Here is a 26,298-nt window from a genome sequence, read left to right as displayed (position 1 = left end):
CTCGCCAGTATATCTGCGGCATCCGGCCGCCTCACGAGCCGTAACGGGCTCGTCACACGGGCAGTTGCCGCCCTTCTCAGCCATGGTTGACTCGATGGATCACTCCCCTCGCGTCTCTCCGCCGGTGTGGCCCTGCGACCTTCCCGTCGACGGAGTGATCCGCGCAGTTCGCCCCAGTGATCTGCTCGCCACCGCCCACGACGGCCCGCCCGGCCTGCACGATGCAGCCGTGTCTCGCGCGAGGTCGGCACCGGCCCGATCGGTATGCGGCCGTGGGCGGTGGCGTACCGGTGGTCCCACAGTTCGAACAGCGCCGCGACGACGGTTGCATCCGTCGTGGCGCGCGCGGCTGCGTCCCTCCACAGGGGCGGGTCGCTCGAGCACCTTCTCGGCGTCCGCCCAGCGCCTACCAGCTGACCGGCAGCGCCTTGCCCTCCTCGTACCCGGCCGCGGACTGGATGCCCACGAGCGCCCGCTCGCGGAACTCCTCGATCGAGCGCGCACCGGCGTAGGTGAACGAGCTGCGCACTCCCGACGTGATCATGTCGAGCAGGTCCTCGAGCGACGGGCGCAGCGGGTCGAGGTAGATCGCGGACGAGGAGATGCCCTCGGCGAAGAGCTCCTTGCGCGCGAGCTCGTAGGGCGACAGTCGATCGAATCGCTCGCGCACCGCCTTCGTGGACGCCATGCCCCAGCTCTCCTTGAAGAGGCGGCCGTGCGCATCACGCCTGAGCGTGCCCGGCGCCTCGATCGTGCCGGCGAACCACGACCCGATCATCACGGATGCCGCGCCTGCCGCGAGGGCGAGCGCCACGTCGCGCGGGTACCGCACGCCGCCGTCCGCCCACACCTTCGCCCCGACCTCCCGTGCGGCCTCCGCCGTCTCCAGCACCGCGGAGAACTGCGGCCGCCCGACCGCCGTCATCATGCGGGTGGTGCACATGGCGCCCGGGCCGACGCCGACCTTCAGCACGTCGGCGCCCGCTTCGACGAGCTGCGCCACCGCGTCGGCGGTCACGACGTTCCCGGCCACGATCGGCACGCCGAGGTCGAGGTCGCGCACGATGCCGATCGCCCGGATCATGCCCTCCTGGTGGCCGTGCGCCGTGTCGATGACCAGCATGTCCACGCCCGCACCGACGAGCGCCCGTGCCTTCGCGGCGACGTCGCCGTTGATGCCGACGGCGGCGGCGACCCGCAGTCGGCCGTGGTCGTCGACGTTGGGTTCGTAGATGGTGCCGCGCAGGGCACTCCGCAGGCTCAGCGTGCCGATGACCCGGCCGTGCTCCAGCACGGGAGCGAAGTCGAGCCCGGCGTCGACCATCAGGTCGAACGCCCGTCGGGGCGAGTCGACGTCGTCGGCGTCGAGCGACGCGAGCCCGCCGTGCACGAGGTCGCCGAGGCGCGCGTCGGACAGGGCGGTCGCCAGTCGCTCCGCGGCGATGCATCCGACGTACGCATTGCGTGCATCGTGCAGCACGATGCCGTGGCCGGGGACCGGCGGCAGCACCGCGAGTGCATCGGCGACGGTGTCGTCGGGCGAGAAGTCGTGCGGGGTGTCGAACCGGGGCGACTGTGCCTTCACCCACCGGATCGCCTCGTCCAGGTCTTGCAGGTGGAGATCCTGGGGCAGCACGCCGAGGCCGCCCCGCCTGGCCAGCGTGGCCGCCAATCGGGGGCCCGTGATGGAGTTCATGTTCGCCGAGACGATCGGCAGGGATGCTCCGGAGCCGTCGTCGGGGGCGAGCGAGACGTCCAGTCGGCTCGTCACGCCCGACCGGCTCGGAACGAGGAACACGTCGGAGTACGTGAGATCGTGGCGGGGGGTCGTCCGGTAGAACTCCATGGGCCCCACGCTACCGCCGCAACCGGGCACCCGAGCCTGCGCGAGGGGTTTAGGCTTGTGTGGGTGATCGGGCACGGAACGCGTGCGCGCACGTGCCGATCGCCGGCAGAGAATCCAGCATCAATGGAGAGAGTGGGCGAGAGGCTGTGTCGAGCCAATTGACCGGGTCGGGATCCGAGGAGACGACGGCGGGCGAATACGGGGCCAACGAATGGCTCGTAGACGAGATGTACGAGAAGTACCTCGCCGACCCTGATTCCGTCGACCGGACCTGGTGGCCGGTCCTCGAGCACTACCGCCAGGTGCGGACCGGCGCGGCCGAGACGACCACCCAGCCGACGGATGCCGCGCCCGCTGCCGCCSCRCCCGCTCCCGCCGCTCCAGCCGCGCCCGCTTTCGCYCCACCCGCTGCCGCCGCGCCCGCTCCCGCCGCTCCAGCCGCAGCGGCAGCCGTCATCGAGCCGGCGCCGGTCACTGCACCCTCGCCCGTCATCGGGCAGGCACCAGCGGCGCGCACCACCTCGGTGGCGCCGCGCACCGCGCCGGTGCCCGCCGACGTGCCGATCACGAGCCCGCAACCCGTGATCGCCGAGGCGCCGCTGGAGGACGTGGTCGTCGCCCTCAAGGGGCTGCCGAAGACGCTCGCGGCCAACATGGACCAGAGCCTCACCGTGCCGACGGCGACGAGCGTGCGCACGATCCCGGCGAAGCTCATGATCGACAACCGCATCGTGATCAACAACCACCTCCGCCGCTCACGCGGCGGCAAGGTGTCGTTCACGCACCTCATCGGGTGGGCGCTCATCCAGGCGCTCAAGGACTTCCCGAGCCAGAACGTCTACTACGCCGAGCCCGACGGCAAGCCGAGCATGGTGAAGCCGGCGCACATCGGCCTCGGCATCGCGATCGACATCCCGAAGCCCGACGGCACCCGGGCGCTGCTCGTGCCCGCCATCAAGCGCGCCGAGACGATGACGTTCAACGAGTTCCTCACCGCCTACGAAGACCTCGTGCAGCGGGCACGCACGAACAAGCTGACGGCCGACGACTTCTCCGGCGCCACGATCTCGCTGACCAATCCCGGCGGCATCGGCACCGTGCACTCCGTGCCTCGCCTCATGAAGGGCCAGGGCTGCATCATCGGCGCGGGCGCCCTCGAATATCCCGCCGAGTTCCAGGGCTCCTCCGAGAAGACGCTCGCGAACCTCGCCATCGGCAAGACGATCACGCTCACCTCGACGTACGACCATCGCGTCATCCAGGGCGCCGGTTCCGGCGAGTTCCTGAAGAAGGTGCACGAGCTGCTGATCGGCCAGCGTGACTTCTACGAGGACCTCTTCGCCGCGCTCCGCCTGCCGTACGAGCCGATCCGCTGGGCGCCCGACATCTCGGTCGACATCGCCAGCGCGATCGACAAGACCGCTCGCGTGCAGGAGCTCATCAACTCGTTCCGCGTGCGCGGCCACATGATGGCCGACACCGACCCGCTCGAGTACGTGCAGCGCTCGCATCCCGACCTCGAGATCGGGAGCCACGGCCTCACCTTCTGGGACCTCGACCGCGAGTTCGTCACCGGCGGCTTCGGCGACAAGCGCACGGCGCTGCTGCGCGACATCCTGGGCGTGCTCCGCGACTCGTACTGCCGCACGATCGGCATCGAGTACATGCACATCCAGGACCCGGTGCAGCGCAAGTGGATCCAGGGCGAGGTCGAGCGCAAGTACGAGAAGCCGACCCACGACGAGCAGATGCGCATCCTCGCCAAGCTCAACGAGGCCGAGGCGTTCGAGACGTTCCTCCAGACCAAGTACGTGGGCCAGAAGCGGTTCAGCCTCGAGGGCGGCGAGTCCGTCATCGCGCTCCTCGACGTGATCCTGCAGGGCGCGGCGAAGGAGGGCCTCGACGAGGTCGCCATCGGCATGGCGCACCGCGGCCGCCTCAACGTGCTCACGAACATCGCGGGCAAGACCTACGGGCAGGTGTTCCGCGAGTTCGAGGGCACGCAGGACACGAGGAGCTTCTCCGGCTCCGGCGACGTGAAGTACCACCTCGGCAACGAGGGAGTCTTCACCGCCGACGACGGCCACCAGGTTCCCGTGTCACTCGCCGCGAACCCATCGCACCTCGAGGCGGTCGACGGCGTGCTCGAGGGCATCGTCCGCGCCAAGCAGGACCGCAAGCCCATCGGCACCTTCGGCACCCTGCCGATCCTCGTGCACGGTGACGCGGCGATCGCCGGCCAGGGCATCGTCGTCGAGACGATGCAGATGTCCCAGTTGCGCGGGTACCGTACCGGCGGCACGATCCACGTCAACATCAACAACCAGGTCGGCTTCACCACGGTGCCGGGTGACGCGCGCTCGTCGATCTACTCGACGGATGTCGCGAAGACCATCCAGGCCCCGATCTTCCACGTGAACGGCGACGACCCCGAGGCGGTCGTGCGCGTTGCGGAGCTCGCGTTCCGGTACCGCCAGGAGTTCAAGCGCGACGTCGTCGTCGACCTCGTCTGCTACCGCCGCCGTGGACACAACGAGGGCGACGACCCCTCGATGACGCAGCCGCTCATGTACAACCTCATCGAGGCGAAGCGCTCGGTGCGAAAGCTCTACACCGGGGCCCTCGTCGGTCGTGGCGACATCACCGAGGAGGAGTACGAGGAGGCGCACCGCGACTTCCAGGACCGCCTCGAGCGGGCCTTCGCCGAGACGCACGCCGCGCAGACCGGCGCGATCCCCATCGTCGGCGCGACCGAGTCGCAGCGGGAGCCGGAGGTCCCCACAGGCGAGCTCGAGACGACCGGCGTCGCGACCGAGGTCGTGCACGCGATCGGCGACGCATTCAACAACAAGCCAGCCGGCTTCACGGTGCACCCGAAGATCCAGCAACTGCTCACCAAGCGCTACGACATGAGCCGCAACGGCACCATCGACTGGGGCTTCGGTGAGCTGCTCGCGCTCGGCTCGCTCCTGCTCGAGGGCACGCCCGTGCGATTCGCCGGACAGGACTCCCGTCGTGGCACGTTCGTTCAGCGCCACGCCGTGCTCCACGACCGCACCAACGGCCAGGAGTGGCTGCCCCTGCAGAACATCTCCGACAACCAGGCCAAGTTCTGGATCTACGACTCGCTGCTCAGCGAGTACGCCGCGATGGGCTTCGAGTACGGCTACTCCGTCGAGCGTGCCGACGCGCTCGTGTTGTGGGAGGCGCAGTTCGGTGACTTCGCGAACGGCGCGCAGACCATCATCGACGAGTTCATCTCCTCGGCCGAGCAGAAGTGGGGCCAGCGATCGAGCGTCGTGCTCCTCCTCCCCCACGGCTACGAGGGCCAGGGGCCCGACCACTCCAGCGCCCGCATCGAGCGCTACCTCCAGCTCTGCGCCGAGAACAACATGACCGTGGCCCGACCCTCCACCCCCGCGTCGTACTTCCACCTTCTCCGCCGACAGGCGTACGCCCGCCCGCGTCGCCCGCTTATCGTGTTCACCCCGAAGGCCATGCTGCGCCTGCGCGGCGCCACGAGCGAGGTCTCCGAATTCACGAGCGGCCGCTTCGAGCCGGTGATCGACGACACCCGCATCACCGACAAGGCGGCGGTCAAGAAGGCCGTGTTCGTCTCGGGCAAGATCTACTACGACCTGATGGCCCAGCTCGAGAAGAACCCGAACCCCGAGGTCGCCGTCGTCCGCCTCGAGCAGTTGTACCCACTGCCGAAGGCGGAGCTGAAGGCCGTGGCCGACAGCTACCCGAACGCCCAGCTCATGTGGGCGCAGGACGAGCCCGAGAACCAGGGCGCCTGGCCGTACTTCATCATCGAGACGAACAAGCTCGGACCGCGTCCTGTCTCAGTGGCGGCCCGCCCGCCCGCAGCGTCGCCGGCGACCGGCTCGGCGAAGCGTCACGCGGCCGAGCAGGCCGACCTGATCCGGCGCGCGCTCACGGTGTAGCGACGACGTGATGCGAGGGAGGGCGGACGCCACGGCATCCGCCCTTCGTCGCATCGTTTGGACGTCAGGCGCGATGCACCGGCTCGAGGTGCTCGGCCGTCGCGGTGGGCTCCGCCGGTGCGGCCACGGTCGCCTCGCGCCGCGCCGACTCCTCGGCATCGGCCCGCCACAGCCTCGACGGCCACCAGATCGCGCCGCCGAGGTCGTATGAGAGGGCGGGCACGAGCAGCGACCGCACGAGGAACGTGTCGAGCAGCACGCCGAACGCGACGATGAACGAGATCTGCGCGAGGAACAGGATCGGCAGCACGCCGAGCGCCGCGAACGTCGCAGCGAGCACGAGCCCCGCCGAGGTGATCACGCCGCCCGTCGCGATCAGGCCGCGCGGGATCCCGGCGCGCGTGCCGTGCCCGAGCGACTCCTCGCGCACCCGGCTCATCAGGAAGATGTTGTAGTCGACGCCGAGTGCGACGAGGAACACGAACCCGTACAGCGGCACCGTCGGATCGGCGCCGGGGAACGCGAACACGCCGTTGAAGACGAGCGCGGACACGCCGAGCGCCGCGGCGAACGAGAGCACGACGCTGCCGACCAGGAGGAGCGGCGCAACCAGCGAGCGGAGCAGCACGATGAGGATGAGGAGGATCACCCCGAGCACGAGCGGCATCACGAGGTTCCGGTCGTGCACCGCGGCCGCGGCGGTGTCGAGTGCGATCGCGGAGGTGCCGCCGACGAGCACGTCGCCGTCGGTGCTCGCGAGCGCGGCGCGCAGCTCGGTGACGACGGCCTCGGCTTCGAGCGAATCGCCCGGGTGGTCGAGGGTCGCCTGCAGCAGCACCTGGCCGTCGCGAACCGTCGGGGCGGCGCCCTCGGCGCCGGAGATGTGCGGGACCTGCACGCCGTCCTCGGTCACGGGGAGGGTGCCGGTCGGCGAAGTCTCCGACAGCACGGCGAGCCCCGCGACTCCGTCGGTGCCGAGAACCACTTCCGCCGTCTCCTCGATCGCGTCATCGGGTGCGACGATCAGCGCCGGAGTGCCGGATCCGGCCGGGAAATGGTCGCCGAGCACCGCCTGCCCATCGCGGGCCTCGGATGCCCCGAGCACGAATTCACTCTGCGGGACACCGTCGGCGTCGAGCTCGGTCAGCCCGAGCGCCATGACGCCGAGCAGGAGGGTCGACACGATCCAGACGATGCGGGGACGTCGGCCGACGAGCCTCGCCACGGCCGGCCAGAGACCGCGGGCGGGCATCGTGGCGGCGGTGCCGGGCACGGATGCCGCGGCCTCCGACGGCCGTGCCGGAACCCTCCGCGGCCAGAACGCGGCGCGGCCTGCCCACAGCATGAGGGCCGGCAACAGGGTGAGGGCCGCGAGCACCGCGCAGACGATCCCGATCGCCGCGACCGGACCGAGCGCCTTGTTCGAGTTGAGTGCGCTGAACAGCAGCATGAGGAGGCCGGCGACGACCGTGCCGCCCGAGGCGACGACCGGCTCCCACGCCCCGCGGAGCGCCGCCGAAGTGGCGTCCCAGTTGCGCTCGTGCACGGCGAGCGCCTCGCGATACCGCGCGATGTACAGCAACGAATAATCGGTCGTCGCGCCGATCACGAGGATGAAGAGGATTCCCTGCGTCTGGCCGGTGAGGAGCACGATGCCGGCCCGGGCGAGGGCGACCGCGACGAGCACCGCGACACTGAGGGCGGCCATGCTCGTGCCGAGCACGATCACGGGCAGGAGCGGCGACCGGTAGACGATGACGAGGATCACGAAGACCGCGGCGAGCGCGACGAGGAGCAGGAGCCCGTCGATGCCCGAGAACGCGCCGGCGATGTCCGCGGCGAGGCCGGCGGGCCCGGTCACGGCGACGGTGAGCCCGGATGCCTCGGCCGCCGAGAGCCCGTCGGCGAGCTCGGCGCGCAGCTCGGCCACCGTTGCGCTCGCCTTCACCTCGACGTCGATCATGACGAACACCTCGACGGCCTCCCCGTCGTCGGAGCGGACCGGCGGAGATACCCCGTCGTGGACCACGCCATCGACACCGGCTAGCGTCGCCGTGGCCTCGTCGATCAGGACGAGGTCGTCATCGGTGAGCCCGCCGTCCCGCTGCACGACGACGACCGCGGGGATGGCGTCGTCGCCGCGGAACGCGGCGGACGACTCCTGCACACGCGTGGCTTCGGAGTCGGCGGGCAGGAACTGCGATTGGTCATTCGTCGCGACCTTGGAGACCTGGCTGAACGCCGACCCGCCCACGCCGAGGAGCGCGAGCCAGACGAGGATGAGGACGGACGGGATGAGGATGCGCAGCCACGTGGGCACGCGCCGCGACGAGCGGCGTGCGGGAGATTCGATCACACCATCGACGCTACGAAGCGTGCCCGCCCCGCGCATCGAACCAACGATTGACGGCGAGCCGATCGGAGATCGGAGCCCGTTGGGTCAGTCGATGAGGATGCCGTGGCCCGACTGGATGTCGCGGATGCGCGCGAGCACGACCGTCCGCAGTTCCTCGGGAGCATTCTCCCTGCAGGCGCGCTGCACGACCTCGGTGATCGCCACGCCCACGCGGAGCTCCGCCCGGCAGTCGAGACAGTTCTCGACGTGCTCGCGGATGTCGGCCGCATCGTCGCGGCCCAGCTCGTGGTGCAGATACTCCTCGAGTTCGGCCCTGGCCTTCTCGCAGCCGCAGTCCGTCATCTTGAGCTCCTCGGCATGCTCTGCCTCCTGGTGGATTGGTGCCCCGATCCGCCCGCCGCGAACCCCTGTTCGCGGGCGTAGTCGGCGAGGGACTCGCGAAGCATGCGCCGGCCACGGTGCAGGCGGCTCATCACGGTCCCGATGGGGGTGTTCATCATGTCGGCGATCTCCTGGTAGGAGAATCCCTCGACGTCGGCGAAGTACACGGCGAGGCGGAAGTCCTCAGGCAGGGCCTGCAGGGCGTCCTTCACGGCGCTGTCGGGCAGGTGGTCGATCGCCTCGGCCTCGGCGGAGCGGCTCGACCGCGCGGTCGTCGACTCGGCCCCGCCGAGCTGCCAGTCCTCGAGGTCGTCGATCGTGCCCTGGTACGGCTCCCGCTGCTTCTTGCGGTAGCTGTTGATGAAGGTGTTGGTGAGGATCCGGTACAGCCACGCCTTGAGGTTGGTGCCCTGCGTGAACTGCCCGAACGCCGCGAACGCCTTCACGAAGGTCTCCTGCACGAGATCCTGCGCGTCGGCCGGGTTCTTCGTCATGCGCAGGGCGGCGGCGTACAGCTGGTCGAGGTATGGCAGGGCCTGTTCCTCGAAGAGCTCGCCGAGCGACCGGTCGTCGTCGGTGCCGGCCGTGTCGTGCGGCGTGGTCTCGGTCTCGTCGGCAGTCATCACCGGCCATCCTAGATCGTCCGCCGGGACGATCGCCGGGCGCTCGAGTACCGCAACCGACACGCGCACCATCTCCTTCTGCCTTCGCTGACGCTACTGTTGATAACCGATGCAGATTTCGAGGTATTCCGCCCCCGAGTTCGACCCGTACGGCGAGGCCCGGCAGACCGAGTCGGATGACGGGTGGCGGGCGCCCGTCGCCACCGGGCCGCTCGAGTCCGTCGTGGCGCTCCCCGGCTCGAAGTCGCTCACCAATCGCGAGCTCGTGCTGGCTGCTCTGGCCGACGGTCCGTCGACGCTGCACGCCCCACTCTGGTCGCGCGACAGCGAGCTCATGCTCGAGGGGCTCCGGGCGCTGGGAACGCGATTCGAGCGGATGCCGGGTACCGGCGGCTTCGGCGACGACGTCCGCGTGATCCCCGCCGGCGAGCTCCTCGGCTCCACCACGATCGACTGCGGCCTCGCGGGCACCGTCATGCGCTTCCTTCCGCCCGTGGCGGCACTCGCCCTCGGACCCACGACGTTCGACGGCGACGAGGGTGCGCGACGCCGGCCCATGGGCGGTTCGATCCTCGGGCTGCGCGCCCTCGGTGTCGACCTCGACGACGACGGGCGCGGCGCACTGCCCTTCACGGTGCACGGCACCGGCCGGGTCGTGGGCGGCGCGATCGAGGTCGACGCCTCGGCATCCAGCCAGTTCGTCTCGGGACTGCTCCTCTCCGCTGCGCGGTTCGACGACGGACTCGACCTCCGGCACTCGGGCGAGCGCCTGCCGAGCCTGCCGCACATCGAGATGACGATCGCCACGCTCCGTACCCGCGGCGTCGACGTGACGAGCCCCGAGCCCGGCCGGTGGCTGGTCGCCCCCGGCCCGATCGCGGCCGTCGATGTCGCCATCGAGCCCGACCTCTCCAACGCCGCGCCGTTCCTCGTCGCCGCGCTCGTCGCCGGCGGCCATGTCACCGTCACCGGCTGGCCGGCGCAGACGACGCAGGTGGGCGCGCAGCTCGCCGACCTCCTCCCGCGGTTCGGCGCGCGCGTGTCGCTCGACGGCGACCGGCTCACCGTGCGGGCGCCCGAGCGGACCACGGAAGGCGGTCGCGGCATCCGGGGCGTGGACCTCGACCTCTCGGAGGCGGGCGAGCTCGTGCCGAATCTCGTCGCGCTCGCGGCGTTCGCCGACGGTCCGAGCACGTTCACGGGGATCGGCCACATCCGCCACCACGAGACCGACCGCCTCGCCGGCCTCGTGGCGGAGCTGAACGGCCTGGGCGGGGCTGTGACCGAGCTCGACGACGGCCTCCGCATCGAGCCTGCCCCGCTCACCGGCGGTCCGTGGCGCGCGTACGCCGACCACCGCATGGCGACCACCGGCGCGATCGTGGGCCTCGCGGTGCCGGGCGTGGTCGTCGACGACATCGGATCGACGTCCAAGACCCTGCCGCAGTTCACGAAGCTCTGGGAGCAGATGCTCGCATGACGTGGTGGGACGCCGACGACGACGAGGACGAGCCCGAGCTCGACGAGTCCGACGTGCGCGTGCGTCCCAACCGACGCGGCAGCCGTCCCCGCACGAAGGTGCGCCCCGAGCACGCCGACGCCGTGGAGGGGATCGTGCTCGGCGTCGACCGCGGCCGCTACGCCGTGCTCGTCGACGACGGCGGTCCCGACGAACGCGACATCATCGCGGCGCGGGCGAGCGAACTCCGACGCAAGTCCGTCGTGACAGGCGACCGCGTCGATCTCGTGGGCGACACGAGCGGCGAGCCCGGCACGCTCGCCCGCATCGTGCGCGTCCGCGAGCGGTCGACGCTGCTCCGACGCAGCGCCGACGACACCGACGAGGTCGAGCGGGTCATCGTCGCGAACGCCGACCAGATGCTCATCGTCGTCGCCGCGGCCAACCCCGAGCCGCGCATCCGGCTCGTCGACCGCTACCTCGTCGCCGCGTACGACGCGCGCATCCAGCCGCTGCTGTGCGTCACCAAGACCGACCTGGCCGACCCGTCCGAGTTCCTCGAGAACTTCGCCGGCCTGGACCTTCCGGTGTTCCGGTCGAGCACCGAGCGGATGCCGCTCGACGAGATCACCCGGGCGCTCATCGGGCATCGCACGGTGTTCGTCGGCCACTCGGGCGTGGGCAAGTCCACGCTCGTGAACGCGCTCGTGCCCGGCGCCGATCGGGCGATCGGGCGGGTCAACGTGGTCACGGGCCGCGGCCGGCACACCTCGTCGTCGACGGTCTCGCTGCGCGTCGAGGGCGGGGGAGGCATCGGCTGGGTCATCGACACCCCGGGCGTCCGGTCGTTCGGCCTCGGACATGTCGACCCGGCGAACATCCTCGGCGCGTTCACCGACCTCGCGCGCGTCGCCGAGGACTGCCCCCGCGGCTGCACGCACCTGCCCGACGCGCCCGATTGCGCGATCGTCGAGGCCGTCGAGGCCGGCAAGCTCGGCGAGACGGGGCGCGCCCGGCTCGACTCCCTGCAGCGGCTGCTCGCCACCTTCGCCTGACCTCCTTCGCCTCACCTCGCGGCACGCGGGCGCGGGCGCGGCCGTCGCACCGGGCACTCAGGCACCGTTGCCTACGATGGACGGATGACCGACGCACGACTCGCCCCCGGCGACCTCGCCCCCGACTTCACGCTCGACGACCAGGACGGCAACCCCGTTTCGCTCTCGTCCCTCCGAGGATCCCGCGTCGTGCTGTACTTCTACCCCGAGGCGATGACGCCGGGCTGCACGACCGAGGCGTGCGACTTCCGCGACAACCTGAACTCGTTCGCGGGCGCCGGCGTGCGCGTGGTCGGCATCTCGAAGGACGACGTGGCGAAGCTCAAGCGCTTCGCCGAGCGCGACCGCCTGAACTACACGCTCCTGTCCGACGAGGACCTCGCGGTGCAGCAGACCTACGGCGTGTGGGGTGAGAAGTCGCTGTACGGCAAGATCGTCATCGGTTCCATCCGGTCGACCTTCGTGATCGGCGAGGACGGCCGCATCGAGCGCGCGTGGTACAACGTGAAGGCGACCGGCCACGTAGCACGCGTGCGCCGGGAGCTCGGGCTCGACGGCTGAGCCTCAGGCGCCGTCGGGCGCCCGATCCACGTCCCCAGGCCGCGCGTAGGCGAGCCGCACGGGCGGCCACAGGAGCAATCCGATCACCGTGACGGCGGGCACGAGCAGCAGCCACCCGACATCCGGCCGTGCGAAGAGCCCCTGGAACGCGCCGACGGCGATCGAGACCTGCAGGATCTGCCAGACGATCGCCGCTGCGCGCGTCCACGGCGCCCGTCGCAGCGAGCCGATCGCCACCGCGCCGACCCATACGGCGCCGATCACGACGAGCACGATCAGCGCGACGGCGGTCGCGTACGACGACGGCTGCAGCGCGAGCAGGTCGACGACCAGCCACACGACGATCGCGACGAGCGCCGCCGCCTCGAGGAACAGCACGGCGGTCACGACGATGAGCGCCGCCCTCACTCCACCCGAGACGGATGCCGCGGGCGGCATGTCCCCGTCGGCGCGGTCCTGATTCACAGCGTTATCCCATACACGGCTATTGATTCGATCTCTCCGCTATGCGACCATTTATGAGGCCGAGTTGATGCTCACAGGGACGTGAGCCGATCAGTCATGATCCTACTTCCCGAGATTCGGCTTTCCCCCTGCAGCACAGCCGGATAACGGCTCGCGCAATCGTGCGCGTCTGCGATCGATACACCGCAAGGAGCATCTCCATGGATTGGCGCGACAAAGCCGCCTGCCTCACCGCTGACCCGGAACTGTTCTTCCCCGTCGGCAACACTGGTCCCGCCGTCGACCAGATCGAGAAGGCGAAGGCTGTCTGCGCCCGCTGCACCGTCACGGAGATCTGCCTGCAGTACGCCCTCGAGACCGGCCAGGACTCGGGCGTGTGGGGAGGCCTCAGCGAAGACGAGCGTCGCGCCCTGAAGCGCCGCGCGGCCCGCGCGCGTCGCGCAAGCTGAGCTCCTCGCCTACGCCGGCGTGATCCAGCGCAGCGGCACGTCGATCGTCACCTCGGTGCCACGGCCGACGACCGTGTGCCAGTCGATCGTGCCGCCCAGCTCGCCCTGGATGAGGGTACGCACGATCTGCGTGCCGAGCCCCTCGCCGACCTTGCCCTCGGGCAGGCCCGATCCGGTGTCGCGCACCTGCACGGTGAGCGCCGAGGGCGACCGGTCGGCGGTGATCTCCACGTCGCCCTCCTGACCCGCGAGCCCGTGCTCGACGGCGTTCGTCACGAGCTCGGTCAGGGCGAGGGCGAGCGGCGTCGCGTACTCGCTCGGCAGCACGCCGAACGAGCCGGAGCGCTTCGGGTGCGCCGTGGTGTTGTGCGCCGAGGCCACCTCGGCGACGAGCAGGAGGGCGCGATCGAAGACCTCGTCGAAGTCCACGTTCTGGGTGAGCCCCTCCGAGAGGGTGTCGTGCACGACTGCGATCGCGCCGACCCGCCGCATCGCCTGGGTGAGCGCGTCCCTCGCGTCATCGGAGTACGTGCGTCGCGCCTGGATGCGCAGCAGCGACGCCACGGTCTGCAGGTTGTTCTTCACGCGGTGGTGGATCTCGCGGATCGTCGCGTCCTTCGTGATGAGTTCCTGCTCCTGGTGTCGGAGCTCGGTGACATCTCGGCTCAGCACGATCGCGCCGATGCGCTCGCCCCGATGACGGATGGGGATCGCGCGCAGCGAGACCGTCACGCCACGGGACTCCACGTCGGTGCGCCACGGCGCACGACCCGTGACGACGAGCGGCAGCGACTCGTCGACGACGAGCTTGCCGCTGAGCAGCCTCGTGGTGACCTCGGCGAGGGACTCCCCCTCGAGCTCGTCGTCGAAACCCATGCGGTTGAACGCCGACAGGGCGTTGGGGCTCGCGAACGTGGTCACGCCGTCGACGTCGAGCCGAATCAACCCATCGGACGCACGGGGAGCGCCCCGGCGGGGGCCGGTCGGCGCGCCGAGATCGGGGAAGTCCCCCGACGCGATCATCTGGAACAGCTCCTCGGCGCACTCGTTGAACGTCAGCTCCTGGCGGCTCGGCGTGCGCGTGGCGCCGAGGTTGGTGTGGCGCGTGATCACGGCGACCGGCTCCTGCGCGAGCTGCGTGCCCGTCGCCGACAGCCGTCGCATGACGGGCACGGCGCGCACGCGCGTGGGCATCTCCTCGTACCAGTCGGGCGCCGATGAGTCCGCGATGCGAGCGCTCGCGAACGCCTGCGTCACGAGTTCGCGCCATTGCGACTTGATCTGCTGGCCCACGAAGTCGCGGTAGAACAGCGTTGCGGCACTCGACGGGCGCGCGTGCGCCACCGCGACGAAGTCGTCATCGCTTGACGGCACCCACAGCACGATGTCGGCGAAGGCGAGGTCGGCGAGCAGTTGCAGGTCGCCGACGAGCATGTGCAGCCAGTCGACGTCGGCCTGACTGCTGCGGCCCTGGGCGAGGACGAGTTCACTGAGGGTCGACACAGGTCCAGCGTAGTGCGCGGCCTCCCGCCGGGTGGACGGCGCGTGCTCAGCCCGCGGCTGCGCGCCGGGCAGGCGAGAACGCGAATCCTCGCCGCAGCACCTGGGCCGGGACGGGCAGGATCCGCTCCAGTGCGTACTCGCGGAGCGCCGCGCGGAGCGGACTGCGCGGTGCGGCATCCCGGAGCGTGCGCGCCGTGAGGATCGCGGCATCCGTCGCCCTGCCGTCGTGCGGCAGCAGGGCCGCGTCGGCGATGCCCGCGAACCGGCGGAGCGTCTGGCGCACCTGCGCGTGCGCGTCGATGCCCAGGGCGCCGGAGCGGACGCGGTTGACGATCACGTCGATGCGATCGGGCTCGACGAGGTCGACGAGGTCGCCGTGGCCGCGAAGGAGCCGCGACAGGCCGACCGGGTCCGCGAGGCCGACAGCGACCACCCGGTCGGCTGTCGAGAGCGAGGCGAATGTCGCAGCGTTGCGCCGGGGCGCGAATTGGTCGCTCGTGAGCTCCTCGTCGCGTTCGAGGCTGAAGCCCGTGTCGATGACCACGTACTCGGAGCGATCGCCGATGGCCTGGAGCGCGGAGGTCACGCGGTCGTGCGCCAGCTCGGGCCAACGACTCGGTCACACGAGGCCGGTGAACACGTCGAATGAGGCCCGCGGCGCGGAGTAGCGCTGCGCGATGCGCTGCAATTCCGCCCGATCGAGTGCGTCGCCCCCGGCCAGGCGGCACGCGGACGCGAATCCCGGTGCCTCGTCGAGGAGGCCGAGCGCCGGGGCGATCGCCCCGCCGTACGGATCTGCGTCGACGAGCGCCACGGAATGACCCGCCGCCGCGATCTCCGCGGCGAGGTTGACGGCGATCGTCGTGCGGCCCGGTGCGCCCGCCGGACCCCACACGGCGATCACCTCGCTCGTGCGTCGCGTGCCGGGCTTCACGTCGCCGAGCCGCGACGGCACCTGCACGCCCCCGCTCACGAGCGCCTCGATCTCGGGCCAGCCCGCCGAGCGATCGAGCACCTCGTGGAGTCCGATCTGCGCGGCGTGCGCGCGATCGGCGTCGCCCGCGGCGAGGGCGATCAGGCGGATGCCACGTTCGTCGCACGCCGCGAGGAGCTCGGCGGCGAGCGTGGCACGGGCGGCGCCGACGAGCACGACGTCGGGGGCCAGCACGTCGAGGCTGTCGACCACGTCCCGCCACCCGACGAGACGGGCGACGACGGTGTGGCCGTGCTCGACGATGTCGGCGAGCAACCGGTCCTCCGTGGCCGGGTCCAGTGCGAGGGCGAGGCGGGCCATCAGCGGCTGCTCGTGCGCGCCGGCACGAGGTCGATCGCGTCGCCGGTCGCGAGCGCCTCGAGCAGGGCAGCCACCTTCTCGCGGGGAACGAGCAACTCGACCGACGGCCCGCCCGAGTCGACCACGCCCTCGGGCTCCTGGATGCCCGCGATCTCGGCGGCGGCGACGAGCACGGCAGGCGGCTCGTACGTGCCGCGCTCGAGCTCGCGAGCCGACCACACGTCGACCGTCGATCCCGCGCCGAGTCCGCTCGGCAGTGCGCCGCGGCTCGGCACCACCACCGTCGCGAGCCCGGTGCGATCGGCATCGTCGACCGCGGAGGCGGGCACCAGTTCCCCGGCCTCGATGGTGCGCGCGACCACGACACCGCCGTCGGGAACGCCGCCGGGCGCCAGGTACCGGTCGGCGACCGCCCCGAGCCGCACGGACTCGACCACGAGGTCGCCGGCATCGATGCGCGTGCCGGGTGTCACGGTGTCGCGCACGGCGTACACCTCGGCGGAGTCGTCGAGGCTCGAGACGAGCGCCCACACGCCCGTCGTGGACGCCGCGACGAGCACGACGCCGATGACCAGGCGCGGGTCGAGCCGCAGCGCGCCGCGCTCCGAGCGTTCCGGTCGACGGGGCATCGGGGATCCTTTCCGGTCGGGCGCGCACGCGCCGGCCACCATCGTCGCCCGAATCCGAGGTGACGCCCCGAAGTTATCCACACCGGCAGCCGCTTCGCGGCGGCGGGTCGATACTGGAGTCATGACCACTCCCGGTTCGGGCGACGAGATCGGCCGGTTCCTCACCGTCGCCGACGCGGCGGAGCTCCTCGCGGTCGACGTCGCCACGGTCGACGAGCTCATCCGTTCGGGTGAGCTCCCCGCCATCCGGGTGGGCCGCTCGGGCCCGTGGCGCGTCGAGCGCACGCAACTCGACGTCTGGATCGAGGAGCAGTACGAGGCCACCCGCCGGCACTCCCTCTGGAACCAGGGCGAGTTCGCCAACATCGCCGAGCTCTCGGGTGCCCGCTCGGGGCGGCTCCGCCCCGTCGACTGAGCGCGGGCGGGCGACTAGGCGAACGCGACCAGCACGATCCGACCCACCGGCACGATCCGGATGCCGCGCACCTCCCCATCGCGTCGAACCGTGCCCGGTTCGTGCATGGCGAGGTCGAGGTGGTCGCGTGCGACGCGGTCGAACGTGCCGTGCACGCGACCGTCGTCGGTGGTGAGGTACACGGGTGTGCGCCTGCGGCAGAGGTCACGGAGCACGAACGGCAGGCCGATCCGCTCGGCGAGCCGGGCCGACGACTCCGGCGCCGGCTGCAGGCTCGGCTCCACCTGCGCACGTGTCGGCATGACGGCGGCGATCGCGCCGAGTGGGACGACGCACTGGCCGGGGCCGCGGCCGGCGCCGTGCACGGCCGCGCTCATCCAGTCGCGTCCGAATGCCAGCGGCCGCAGGACGAACTCCTCGCCCCCGCGGAGCTCGACCCTGATCGAGGCCGCCGGATCGCCCGCGGCGTCTCGCGCCATGGCGTGCAGGCGGTCCCTGAGGGTGAGACGACCGAGGCGGAGCCGCTCCTCCTCGAGCGCGAGTGCACGCTCCTCGTCGCGCTGCTCCTGGTCGAGCTGCGACTCGAGATCGTCGAACAGCAGGTCCCACCGCATGCACGAACGTTACCCCGGCAGTTCACCTGGCCCGTGGGTTCTCCACAGGCGGGGAAATCGCTTGACACCGCACCGGATCCGTCAATACCGTTCACTAGGGATCACCCGAACGTCCCCCGATCGGGGGTAATCCCGTCGCCGGCCGCGAGGCCGTGGCCGACCCTTCATGGAGCCGAGATGACCGCACGCCCCGCCGCCGGCCGCGCCCCGGCGAGAGGTTCTGCCCTGCAGTTCCTCGATGACGACGACGAGTACTTCGCTCGTCAGCCCGCACGACGCAGCGAACTCCCCGATCCCGAGCCGCTGCTCCGGAACCTGACCCACTGCGTCATCGAGGTGCTCGCGGGTGCGCGCGACCTCGAGCAGCTCGCCCGTTGGGTCACCGACGACGTGTACCGCAACCTGTCCAAGCGCGTCGTCCTCGCCGCGCGGGCGCGCCGCGTGAAGGGGCAGGCTCCCCAGCGGCCCGCGTTCACGCTCGGCACGGTCATGGTCTGCGAGCCCGCCGACGGCGTGGTCGAGGCCGTCGTGCTGGTGCACCAGCGCGCACGGTCGCGCGCCGTCGCCATCCGGCTCGAGGGCCTCGACCAGCGGTGGCGCGCGAGCGCGATCAGCGTGCTCTGAGTCTGTTGGTGCGCCGGTCCCCACCCGGCGCACCGCGGTCGGCTCGAAAGACCCCAGGCCCGGCCGCGTACACGCCGCCGCCTCGCAGAGCGGCTGGCCGGATCATCGCGGACAGCGCGATCCAGCCTGACCGTGTGTGGTCAGCGTCCCCTGCGCTCCTGGGCCCGACGCTCGGCGCGGTTCTGGGGCTGCACCTGGCCGCCGCCCTCGGTGCGCTGGCCGAAGGCCCCGCGGGCCGGCTCGACCTCGGGCGCCTGTGCCTGCGCGACTGCGCGGCGCGCGCGCTGGGTCGCCGCCTGCTGCACCTGGCCGCGCTGGTTGCGTACCTCGACGCCGCCCGAATCGCTCGGCGCGGAATAGCTGAGCTTGTCCTCGGCGGCGCCCTGGCGGCCGAGGCCCTTCGCCTCGATCGTGGCACCGCCGACACCGGCCTGCGGCGCGACCTCGACCTCGAGGTTGAACAGGAAGCCCACCGTCTCCTCGCGGATCGAGCCCATCATCTGCTGGAACATCGCGTAGCCCTCGCGCTGGTACTCGACGAGCGGGTCGCGCTGCGCCATCGCACGCAGGCCGATGCCGTCCTTCAGGTAGTCCATCTCGTAGAGGTGGTCGCGCCAACGGCGGTCGATCACCGAGAGCACGACGCGGCGCTCGAGCTCGCGCATCGCCGGACTGCCGAGCTGCTGCTCGCGGCGCTGGTAGGCCAGCTTCGCATCGGAGAGGATCTCACTGCGGATGAAGTCGCGGTTGACGCGGCCCTTCTCCCCCGCCTCGGCGACGACCTCGTCGATCGTGATGCCGATCGGGTAGAGGGTCTTCAGCTCGGTCCAGAGGGCGTCGAAGTCCCACTCGTCGGGGTTGCCCTCAGCGGTGTGGGCGTCGAGGACCTCGTCGATCACGTCCTCGAGGAAGTGCTGCGTACGCTCGTGCAGGTCGTCGCCCTGGAGGATGTGCCGGCGATCGCCGTAGATGGCCTCGCGCTGGCGGTTCAGCACGTCGTCGTACTTCAGCACGTTCTTGCGGATCTCGGCGTTTCGAGCCTCGACCTGCGACTGGGCCGAACGGATGGCGCGCGTCACGACCTTCGACTCGATGGCCACGTCGTCGGGCACGCCGCGCGACATGAGGCTCTCGGCGGCGCCGGCGTTGAAGAGCCGCATCAGGTCGTCGGTGAGCGACAGGTAGAAGCGGCTCTCGCCGGGGTCGCCCTGGCGTCCGGAGCGGCCGCGGAGCTGGTTGTCGATGCGCCGCGACTCGTGGCGCTCGGTGCCGAGCACGTAGAGCCCGCCCGCGGCGAGCACCTTCTCGGCCTCCTTCGCGACCGCGGCCTTGACCGCTACGAACACGCCGTCCCAGGCGGACTCGTACTCCTCGGGGGTGTCGATCGGGCTGAGTCCGCGCTCGTGCATATGCTGCACGGCGATGAACTCGGCATTGCCGCCCAGCATGATGTCGGTGCCGCGGCCGGCCATGTTCGTTGCGACGGTGACGGCGCCGTGCCGTCCGGCCTGCGCCACGATGGCCGCCTCGCGCGCGTGGTTCTTCGCGTTCAGGACCTCGTGGCGGACGCCCTTCTTCGCAAGGAGGCGCGAGAGGTACTCGCTCTTCTCGACGCTCGTCGTGCCGACGAGCACGGGCTGCCCCTTGCGGTGTCGCTCGACGATGTCCTCGACCACCTGGGCGAACTTGGATTCCTCGTTCTTGTACACGAGGTCGGGCTGGTCGAGGCGCACCATCGGCTTGTTCGTGGGGATCGGCACCACGCCGAGCTTGTACGTCGACATGAACTCGGCCGCCTCCGTCTCGGCCGTACCGGTCATGCCGGCGAGCTTCGAGTAGAGGCGGAAGTAGTTCTGCAGCGTGACCGTGGCGAGCGTCTGGTTCTCGGCCTTGACCTGCACGCCCTCCTTGGCCTCGATGGCCTGGTGGATGCCCTCGTTGTAGCGGCGGCCGACCAGGATCCGGCCGGTGTGCTCGTCGACGATGAGCACCTCGCCGTTCATGACGACGTAATCCTTGTCGCGCTTGAAGAGCGCCTTGGCCTTGATCGAGTTGTTGAGGAACGAGATGAGCGGCGTGTTCGCGGACTCGTAGAGGTTCTCGATGCCGAGGTAGTCCTCGACCTTCTCGATGCCGGGCTCGAGCACGCCGACGGTGCGCTTCTTCTCGTCGACCTCGTAGTCCTCGCCGGACGCGAGGCGCTTCGCGAGGCTCGCGAACTCGGTGAACCAGCGGTTCGCCTCGCCGGACGCCGGACCCGAGATGATGAGCGGGGTGCGTGCCTCGTCGATGAGGATCGAGTCCACCTCGTCGACGATGGCGAAGGCGTGACCCCGCTGCACCATGTCGCCGGCCTGCCACGCCATGTTGTCGCGGAGGTAGTCGAACCCGAACTCGTTGTTGGTGCCGTAGGTGATGTCGGCGGCATACTGCTCGCGTCGCACCGCGGGCGTCTGGCCCGCCACGATGCATCCGGTGGTCATGCCGAGCGCGCGGAACACGCGGCCCATCAGCTCGGACTGGTAGCTCGCGAGGAAGTCGTTCACCGTGACGATGTGCACGCCCCGGCTGGTGAGGGCGTTGAGGTAGGCCGCAGTCGTCGCGACGAGGGTCTTGCCCTCGCCGGTCTTCATCTCAGCGATGTTGCCGAGGTGCAGGGCCGCGCCGCCCATGAGCTGCACGTCGAAGTGGCGGAGGCCCAGCGTGCGGCGACTCGCTTCGCGCACCGCGGCGAACGCCTCGGGCAGCAGGTCGTCGAGCGACTCGCCGTTCCCGTAGCGCTCACGCAGCTCGACGGTCTCGTGCTTCAGTTCCTCGTCGCTGAGGGCCTGGAAGTCGTCTTCGAGGGCGTTGATCGCCGCCGCGTAGTTCTCCAGTCGCTTGAGGGTGCGGCCCTCGCCGACGCGGAGGACCCTTTCCAGAATCGAAGCCACGAATGTTCTCCTGTAATCGTCGGGCGTCGGGTTCCTCGATTGGAACGCCCGGGCACGCCCCATGCCGCCGTGCAGACGGTCATCATAGCCATGCTAGCGGGCAGCCGGCTGGGCGCGAGCGGAGAGCGGGCCGGGTACGGGCACATTGCCCGCACCCGGCCCGAGTGGCAGATGGGCGGCCCGTCAGGCGGAGGCGCGCTGCAGTTCGGGTGCGGATGCGTCGGACGAGGCATCCGTTCGGTCGTCGAGGCCGATGAGGCCGTAGTCCCAACCCTTCCGTCGGTAGACGACGCTCGGGCGGCCACTCTCGGAGTCGACGAAGAGGTAGAAGTCGTGGCCGACGAGCTCCATGAAGTAGAGGGCATCGTCGACGGTCATCGGAGTCGACGCGAAGACCTTGCGGCGGATCACCACGGGGCAGTAGACGTCGTCCTCCTCGGTCGCCTGGGATTCCTCGACGACCGGAATGCTGCCCGTGCGCACCTGTTCGAGCACCTCGGGCGCTGCGGCCTGCACGCCGACCTCGGCGAATCCGAGATCGGTCGCCTCGCGGAGGGAGGTGGGCCGGCGCTGGCCGCGGTGGACCTTGCGGCGGTCCTTCGCGCGGCGGATGCGCTCGAGGAGCCGTGAGAGGGCGACGTCGAACGCGGCGTACTTGTCTGAACCGTCGGCTTCCGCCCGCACCACGGGCCCCTTGCCGACCAGGGTGAGCTCGACGCGGTCGAGCCCGGCGTTGCCGTTCTTCTCATTGTGACGGCTGAGCTTCACGTCGAGGGAGATGGCTCGTTCGGCGAGATGGGTGACCTTCTCCGACTTCTCGGCCACGTAGGCGCGGAATCGGTCGGTGACTCCCAGGTTTCGTCCGACGATGTTCAGTTCCATGACGACCTCCATCTACCGGCGTGTCACCCGGGTCTGAAGGGTGGATCGACCACGCCTGTCCTGCCACCGTAGTCGCCTTGACCTCTGATGTCACTGTATGTTTCCCGAGTTCCGGCCAAGCGTCCCGACCGCCGCAGCGGGGTCTCCGCGAGCACCGCGACGGCCTCCACGGAACCGCCGGCCGCGGTCACCGCGCGGCACGCCTCGGCGAGCGTCGAGCCCGTCGTGAGCACGTCGTCGACGAGCACGAACCGGCGTCCGGCGAGGTTCCCGCGCGCCTCGAGGGCGCCCTCCGCATTGGCCCGGCGAGCCTCAGCGCCGAGCCCCGCCTGGTCCGCATGGGCCCGCACGAGCCGCAGCGCGTGCGTCGGGCGGATGCCGCAGCGGGACAGCAGCGCGTCGACGGGCGCGTACCCCCTGCTGCGCATCGCTGCCCGTGTCGACGGCACGGTGCACACCGCCACCGAGCCCGCGGGGAGGCCGGCGACCGCTGACGCGACTGCCGCGCCGAGTGCCGCCGCAAGCGGCCCCGCGGCATCCGTGCGCGCGCCGTCCTTGTAGGCGCCGATCACGCTCGCAACGACACCGGAGTACTCGAGGCCCGCCCACGCTGCGAGGCCGAGGCGTCGGACGAGCCGCGGCGTCGGGCGCAGCGCGTGGATGCAGCGCAGGCACACGGATCGATCGGGCGCACCGCACCCGGCGCACGAGACGGGGAGCACGAGCGCGACGGCGTCGAGCAGGGCTCCGCGCACTGGCGCGATCCACGCTCCGCTCGCCGCGTCGGGCGGAGGACGCGATTGGTGCGGCACGACCCGAGTCTGCCCGTGCCGCGCGCGCGGGCACGCGCGAGGTGCAGCACCAGGCCAAGCCCGGTCGCGGGGGTGCTTCGGGAGGACGAGCCGATCAGGGCTGCTGCGAGGCCACGAAGCGGATGCCGCCGGCCCGCTTCTGCCACCCGACCCCGCTCTGCACTTCGAGGTCGCCGGCCGCCGTGAGCGCGCGGAGGTCGTTGTTGCCGCCGTCGATGAGGACGCCGCCCGGCGGCCCCTCGCGCCCGCGGGCGAAGCCGCCGAGCTCCTGCGTGACGATGCGGGTCGCCCCGCCGGCGAGCCCGGTGATCGACGCCACGCTGCGCGAGTCGAGCCACGCGACGTCGAGGGGGGTGCCCGAGACGTCGGCGAGGCGCAGTGCCGTAGGACCGAGGGCGACCGGCAGGCCGTCGTTCGTGCGCTCGATGGACGCGACCACGAAATGCGTGCTGCCACCGTCGGCCAGGAGCGCCAGCACGCGCGTCGAATCGCGCGACACCTCGATGGCCGCGATCGACGACCCGCTCCAAGGGACCGCCACCTGCCCCGTGGTGCCGTCGGGTGCGAACCAGACGAGCTGGTCGGGCAGGTTCGCGGGCACGGACCAGACGATCCCCTCCCCGTCGATGGAGGGGGTCACGAGGTTCTCCCGCGGGTCGAGCCGCACCGCTTCCTCGCCGGTGCGCGCGATCCAGACGCCGTCCGCGTTCCGCACCGCGGCCGACTCGGCGTCGGGCCCCACTGCGGCGCCGGTCGGCGCGAGCGCGGCGACCGTTTCGGAGATGCCTGGGATCGGGTCGATCCCCTCCCCCGATGTGGCGAGGTACCCGAACGTCTCGCCGTCGTAGACGACGCTGCGCGGATCCACCCGCGGATTCTCGTCGGGTGGGTCGGCGAGGTCGGGGACGTCGGGGTCCACGCCGTTGAGGGTCAGCGCGACCGAGTCGATGTTGCGCACGCCGACGAGGCTCGCGTCGAGCTGCGCCTCCATTCGCTGCACCGTCGAGACGTTGTCGAACGCGGCACCCACCAGCGAGACGCTCGCGACGCCGCCCGAGACGGGCACGGCCGTCGGGTCGAGTTCCACCCCCTCGGGGAACGCCGACACGACGCCGGGGGCGAGCCACTCCGCAGGTCCCGCGAGGAGCGCCTGCACGATGCTCGTCTGGGCCGACTCCCGCCCCGCGTACCAGCGCACGTCGGGCACGAGGTACTGGTGCGTGGGGTCGAGGAAGTACAGGGTGTACTCGCCGAACACCTGCGTGAAGCCCACCTGGTCGATGAGGATCCCGGTCGGCGCGTTCGAGATGCGCCACTCCCCTTCGATCTGCTCGAACTCGTAGACGAGCGGGATCGGCGCGTCGGAGTCGGGCTCCTCGTACTGCCCGTTGTCGAGAAGGGATGCCGCTGGCGTCGCCTCGACCCGCATGGTCGTCTCGCCGACGGGCGCGATCTCCCGATCGGCCAGCACGTCGATCGTGGCGCCCGCGTCGGCCTGCCACTCGTCCGCGAACGCCGGCGTCAGGAACTCGCGGGCGACCTGGTAGTTGCTGCGCGGACTCTGCGCGGCCTCGAGGAAGCCCTCGAGGATCTGCTCCTGGCTCGCCCCATCGATCGGCCCCTCGACCAGGATGTCGAGCGGCGGGTCGGCTGACGAGTCGGCGGGCACCAGGCCGCCCTGCTGCACGGGCCCGGAACTCGGAATAGTCGCGCATCCGGCCAGGAGCAGGGCCAGGAGGGTGGTGGAGGCCACGAGCAGCCGATCACGCATCGTGCACCTCCTGCGCACCCGTGTCGACGCCCGGGACCGCGCCCACCGCACCGGTCGGCGCTGGCCCCGGGGCGCCCGCGTCGAGCGGCTCGAGCGGCAGCGGCGACACGACGTCCGCGTGATCGGCGGTGCGCGGCAGGGTGAGCCGGAAGACGGTCCCCATGCCCGGCCTGGACCAGACGTCGAGTATCCCGCCGTGTGCGACCGCGTCCTCGAGCGAGATCGCCAGTCCGAGGCCGGTGCCCCCGATCGTGCGGGTGCGGCTGGGATCGGCGCGCCAGAACCGGTCGAAGACGCGCGCCGCCTCCTCTTCGGTCATGCCGAGCCCGTAGTCGCGCACCGAGAGCGCGATGGCGGTCTCGTTGCTGTCGACGGCGACCACGATCGGACGCCCCTCGCCGTGCTCGATGGCGTTGCCGAGCAGGTTGCGCACGATCCGGCCGATACGGCGGGGATCCACCTCGGCGTCCAGATGCCCGCCGGGCGCCTCGAGGCGCACCTCACCGCCGTGCTCGAGGGCGAGCTGATGCATCGACTCGATCGCGTCGCCCGCGAGGTGCACGAGGTTCGTCGGCTCCGTCACGAGCGTCACCGATCCGGCGTCGTACCGGCTGATCTCCAGCAGGTCGCCGAGGAGCCGCTCGAATCGGTCGGTCTGCGTGTGCAGGAGCTCGACCGTGCGCGACGTCGGTCCCGGGAAGTCCTCGCGCTGACTGTAGAGCACGTCGCCGGCGAGGCGGATGGTGGTGAGCGGCGTGCGAAGCTCGTGCGACACGTCGGAGACGAAGCGCTGCTGCATGACCGAGAGCTCCGCAAGCTCGCGGATGCGCGCCTGCAGGCTGTCGGCCATGCCGTTGAAGGATGCCGCGAGCGTTGCGAGCTCGTCCTCACCGCTCTCGGGCATCCGTACCCCGAGGTCGCCGGCCGCGAGGCGGCGGCTGGTGGCGGCGGTCGCCCGGATCGGCTCGATGACGCCGCGCACGACGACGAGCGTGATCGCGCTGAGGAGGGCGAGGAGGGCGGCCGCGCCGACGATGCCGGTGACCTGCATGAACGCGAGCGTCTGCTCGGCCTCGGCGAGGCTGTAACCGATGTACAGCTCGTAGCGCCCAGCGTCGGCCGGCAGCTCGAGGTCGCTGCCGACCACGATGCCGGGGTCGGTGCCGCCGTCGGTGTCCGGCAGGGCAACGGACTGCCAGTACTGCTTGTCGGCGTTGTCCTGCACCTGCTCACGCAGCTCGGGCGTGATCACGCCGCTCAGTCCCGGACTCAGCCGGTCGGACGGGGCGATCGAGGCCGGGTCCTGGCCCGGCTCGCGGAAGATGCCGAGGTCGTTGCTGCCGGACACGCTCGAGATCGTGCGGATCGCCGAGGCCATCAGAAGCTGCATCGACGCGCGGTCCGAGGCATCCGACGAGCTGAGGAGGCTCTGCGCCGCGGCGGTCGCGTTGTTCGATGCGTCGAGCACGGCCTCGCGCTGCGCCTGGAACAGGTTCGACGCCACGCTGAACGAGATGTAGAGCCCGATCACGAGGATCGCGAGGCCCGAGAGGCCGAGCGTGATGATGACGGTGCGGAACTGCAGCGACCGCCGCCAGAGCGCCGCCAGGCGACGCGGCACCTCCCGCCACGAGTTCGCGGCGAGGAGAGGGGAGGCGTCGGCCGCAGACATCCGCGGC

At 71.0% G+C, this 26,298-nt stretch carries 22 protein-coding genes; 7 read left to right on the top strand and 15 right to left on the bottom strand.

Annotated elements, in window-relative coordinates; translation table 11 throughout:
- Window positions 1-406: 406 nt before the first annotated feature.
- Window positions 407-1,846 (bottom strand): GuaB1 family IMP dehydrogenase-related protein, encoded by a 1,440-nt coding sequence (locus ASG80_RS10600; protein ID WP_056730349.1) that lies wholly within the window; start codon window positions 1,844-1,846, stop codon window positions 407-409.
- Window positions 1,847-1,992: 146 nt separating this feature from the next.
- Here ASG80_RS10600 and ASG80_RS10595 point away from each other — a divergent pair, with 146 nt between their 5' ends.
- The gene (locus tag ASG80_RS10595; RefSeq protein ID WP_056730346.1) at window positions 1,993-5,793 is read left to right on the top strand and encodes a multifunctional oxoglutarate decarboxylase/oxoglutarate dehydrogenase thiamine pyrophosphate-binding subunit/dihydrolipoyllysine-residue succinyltransferase subunit; all 3,801 of its coding nucleotides are present in this window, start codon (window positions 1,993-1,995) and stop codon (window positions 5,791-5,793) included.
- 64 nt (window positions 5,794-5,857) lie between these two features.
- On the opposite strand, the gene ASG80_RS10590 is transcribed toward ASG80_RS10595, so the two are convergent.
- The 3 genes from ASG80_RS10590 to ASG80_RS10580 form a co-directional block, all read right to left on the bottom strand.
- Window positions 5,858-8,149 carry an MMPL family transporter gene (locus tag ASG80_RS10590; RefSeq protein WP_235508271.1) on the bottom strand — a complete coding sequence of 764 codons (2,292 nt, stop codon included), beginning with the start codon at window positions 8,147-8,149 and terminating at the stop codon, window positions 5,858-5,860.
- An 84-nt stretch (window positions 8,150-8,233) separates the two neighbouring features.
- Window positions 8,234-8,491 (bottom strand): zf-HC2 domain-containing protein, encoded by a 258-nt coding sequence (locus ASG80_RS10585; RefSeq protein WP_056730344.1) that lies wholly within the window; start codon window positions 8,489-8,491, stop codon window positions 8,234-8,236.
- The gene (locus ASG80_RS10580; protein ID WP_369816247.1) at window positions 8,488-9,225 is read right to left on the bottom strand and encodes a sigma-70 family RNA polymerase sigma factor; all 738 of its coding nucleotides are present in this window, start codon (window positions 9,223-9,225) and stop codon (window positions 8,488-8,490) included. The genes ASG80_RS10585 and ASG80_RS10580 overlap by 4 nt, the downstream gene beginning before the upstream one ends.
- 37 nt (window positions 9,226-9,262) lie before the next feature.
- On the opposite strand from ASG80_RS10580, the gene aroA reads away from it, so the two are divergent.
- The 3 genes from aroA to bcp all read left to right on the top strand — a co-directional run bounded on the left by aroA (window position 9,263) and on the right by bcp (window position 12,228).
- Entirely contained in the window at window positions 9,263-10,633 is a 1,371-nt protein-coding gene (gene aroA / locus ASG80_RS10575) for a 3-phosphoshikimate 1-carboxyvinyltransferase (protein WP_056730341.1), read from the top strand.
- Window positions 10,630-11,667 carry a ribosome small subunit-dependent GTPase A gene (gene rsgA, locus ASG80_RS10570; protein WP_056730339.1) on the top strand — a complete coding sequence of 346 codons (1,038 nt, stop codon included), beginning with the start codon at window positions 10,630-10,632 and terminating at the stop codon, window positions 11,665-11,667. Before aroA ends, rsgA begins: the two co-directional genes overlap by 4 nt.
- Window positions 11,668-11,751: 84 nt before the next feature.
- Entirely contained in the window at window positions 11,752-12,228 is a 477-nt protein-coding gene (gene bcp / locus ASG80_RS10565) for a thioredoxin-dependent thiol peroxidase (RefSeq protein WP_056730337.1), read from the top strand.
- 3 nt (window positions 12,229-12,231) lie between these two features.
- On the opposite strand, the gene ASG80_RS10560 is transcribed toward bcp, so the two are convergent.
- Window positions 12,232-12,693 (bottom strand): hypothetical protein, encoded by a 462-nt coding sequence (locus ASG80_RS10560; RefSeq protein WP_056730335.1) that lies wholly within the window; start codon window positions 12,691-12,693, stop codon window positions 12,232-12,234.
- Between the two features lie 200 nt (window positions 12,694-12,893).
- Here ASG80_RS10560 and ASG80_RS10555 point away from each other — a divergent pair, with 200 nt between their 5' ends.
- Window positions 12,894-13,142, top strand: a complete 249-nt coding sequence (locus ASG80_RS10555) for a WhiB family transcriptional regulator (protein WP_056730333.1) — start codon at window positions 12,894-12,896, stop codon at window positions 13,140-13,142.
- Between the two features lie 9 nt (window positions 13,143-13,151).
- Here the strand turns inward: ASG80_RS10555 and ASG80_RS10550 are convergent, their stop codons facing one another.
- The 4 genes from ASG80_RS10550 to ASG80_RS10535 are packed head-to-tail and all read right to left on the bottom strand — an operon-like array spanning window position 13,152 to window position 16,568.
- On the bottom strand, window positions 13,152-14,645 hold the full coding sequence (locus ASG80_RS10550; protein WP_056730331.1) for a sensor histidine kinase: 1,494 nt from the start codon (window positions 14,643-14,645) through the stop codon (window positions 13,152-13,154).
- Between the two features lie 46 nt (window positions 14,646-14,691).
- Window positions 14,692-15,231, bottom strand: coding sequence for a hypothetical protein (locus tag ASG80_RS10545; protein ID WP_056730329.1), 540 nt, complete (start codon window positions 15,229-15,231; stop codon window positions 14,692-14,694).
- Between the two features lie 33 nt (window positions 15,232-15,264).
- A complete protein-coding gene (locus ASG80_RS10540) occupies window positions 15,265-15,939 on the bottom strand; it encodes a P-loop NTPase (protein WP_056730327.1) in 675 nt (224 codons plus the stop codon).
- Complete coding sequence (locus tag ASG80_RS10535; RefSeq protein ID WP_056730325.1) at window positions 15,939-16,568, bottom strand: hypothetical protein; 630 nt, start codon at window positions 16,566-16,568, stop codon at window positions 15,939-15,941. The genes ASG80_RS10540 and ASG80_RS10535 overlap by 1 nt, the downstream gene beginning before the upstream one ends.
- Before the next feature lie 121 nt (window positions 16,569-16,689).
- Between ASG80_RS10535 and ASG80_RS10530 the strand changes: the two genes are divergently transcribed.
- On the top strand, window positions 16,690-16,983 hold the full coding sequence (locus ASG80_RS10530) for a helix-turn-helix domain-containing protein (RefSeq protein ID WP_056730323.1): 294 nt from the start codon (window positions 16,690-16,692) through the stop codon (window positions 16,981-16,983).
- 14 nt (window positions 16,984-16,997) lie between these two features.
- Here ASG80_RS10530 and ASG80_RS10525 read toward each other — a convergent pair whose 3' ends face one another.
- A complete protein-coding gene (locus ASG80_RS10525) occupies window positions 16,998-17,597 on the bottom strand; it encodes a hypothetical protein (protein WP_056730321.1) in 600 nt (199 codons plus the stop codon).
- A 177-nt stretch (window positions 17,598-17,774) separates the two neighbouring features.
- Here ASG80_RS10525 and ASG80_RS10520 point away from each other — a divergent pair, with 177 nt between their 5' ends.
- Window positions 17,775-18,221: an Rv3235 family protein gene (locus ASG80_RS10520; RefSeq protein ID WP_056730319.1), complete on the top strand. Its 447-nt coding sequence runs from the start codon at window positions 17,775-17,777 to the stop codon at window positions 18,219-18,221.
- A gap of 140 nt (window positions 18,222-18,361) precedes the next feature.
- Here the strand turns inward: ASG80_RS10520 and secA are convergent, their stop codons facing one another.
- The 5 genes from secA to mtrB form a co-directional block, all read right to left on the bottom strand.
- Entirely contained in the window at window positions 18,362-21,154 is a 2,793-nt protein-coding gene (secA, locus tag ASG80_RS10515; protein WP_056730316.1) for a preprotein translocase subunit SecA, read from the bottom strand.
- 183 nt (window positions 21,155-21,337) lie between these two features.
- Window positions 21,338-22,036, bottom strand: coding sequence for a ribosome hibernation-promoting factor, HPF/YfiA family (hpf, locus tag ASG80_RS10510; RefSeq protein WP_056730925.1), 699 nt, complete (start codon window positions 22,034-22,036; stop codon window positions 21,338-21,340).
- Between the two features lie 23 nt (window positions 22,037-22,059).
- On the bottom strand, window positions 22,060-22,848 hold the full coding sequence (locus tag ASG80_RS10505) for a ComF family protein (RefSeq protein WP_082590128.1): 789 nt from the start codon (window positions 22,846-22,848) through the stop codon (window positions 22,060-22,062).
- A 94-nt stretch (window positions 22,849-22,942) separates the two neighbouring features.
- Window positions 22,943-24,619, bottom strand: a complete 1,677-nt coding sequence (locus tag ASG80_RS10500) for an LpqB family beta-propeller domain-containing protein (RefSeq protein ID WP_056730311.1) — start codon at window positions 24,617-24,619, stop codon at window positions 22,943-22,945.
- On the bottom strand, window positions 24,612-26,291 hold the full coding sequence (gene mtrB, locus ASG80_RS10495; RefSeq protein WP_082590126.1) for an MtrAB system histidine kinase MtrB: 1,680 nt from the start codon (window positions 26,289-26,291) through the stop codon (window positions 24,612-24,614). Before mtrB ends, ASG80_RS10500 begins: the two co-directional genes overlap by 8 nt.
- Between the last annotated feature and the right edge of the window lie 7 nt (window positions 26,292-26,298).

It is taken from the genome of Agromyces sp. Soil535, assembly GCF_001428255.1.
Classification (GTDB): Bacteria; Actinomycetota; Actinomycetes; order Actinomycetales; family Microbacteriaceae; genus Agromyces.
Note: the sequence above shows the minus strand (reverse complement) of the source record. Positions and strands in the feature narration are given on the sequence as shown.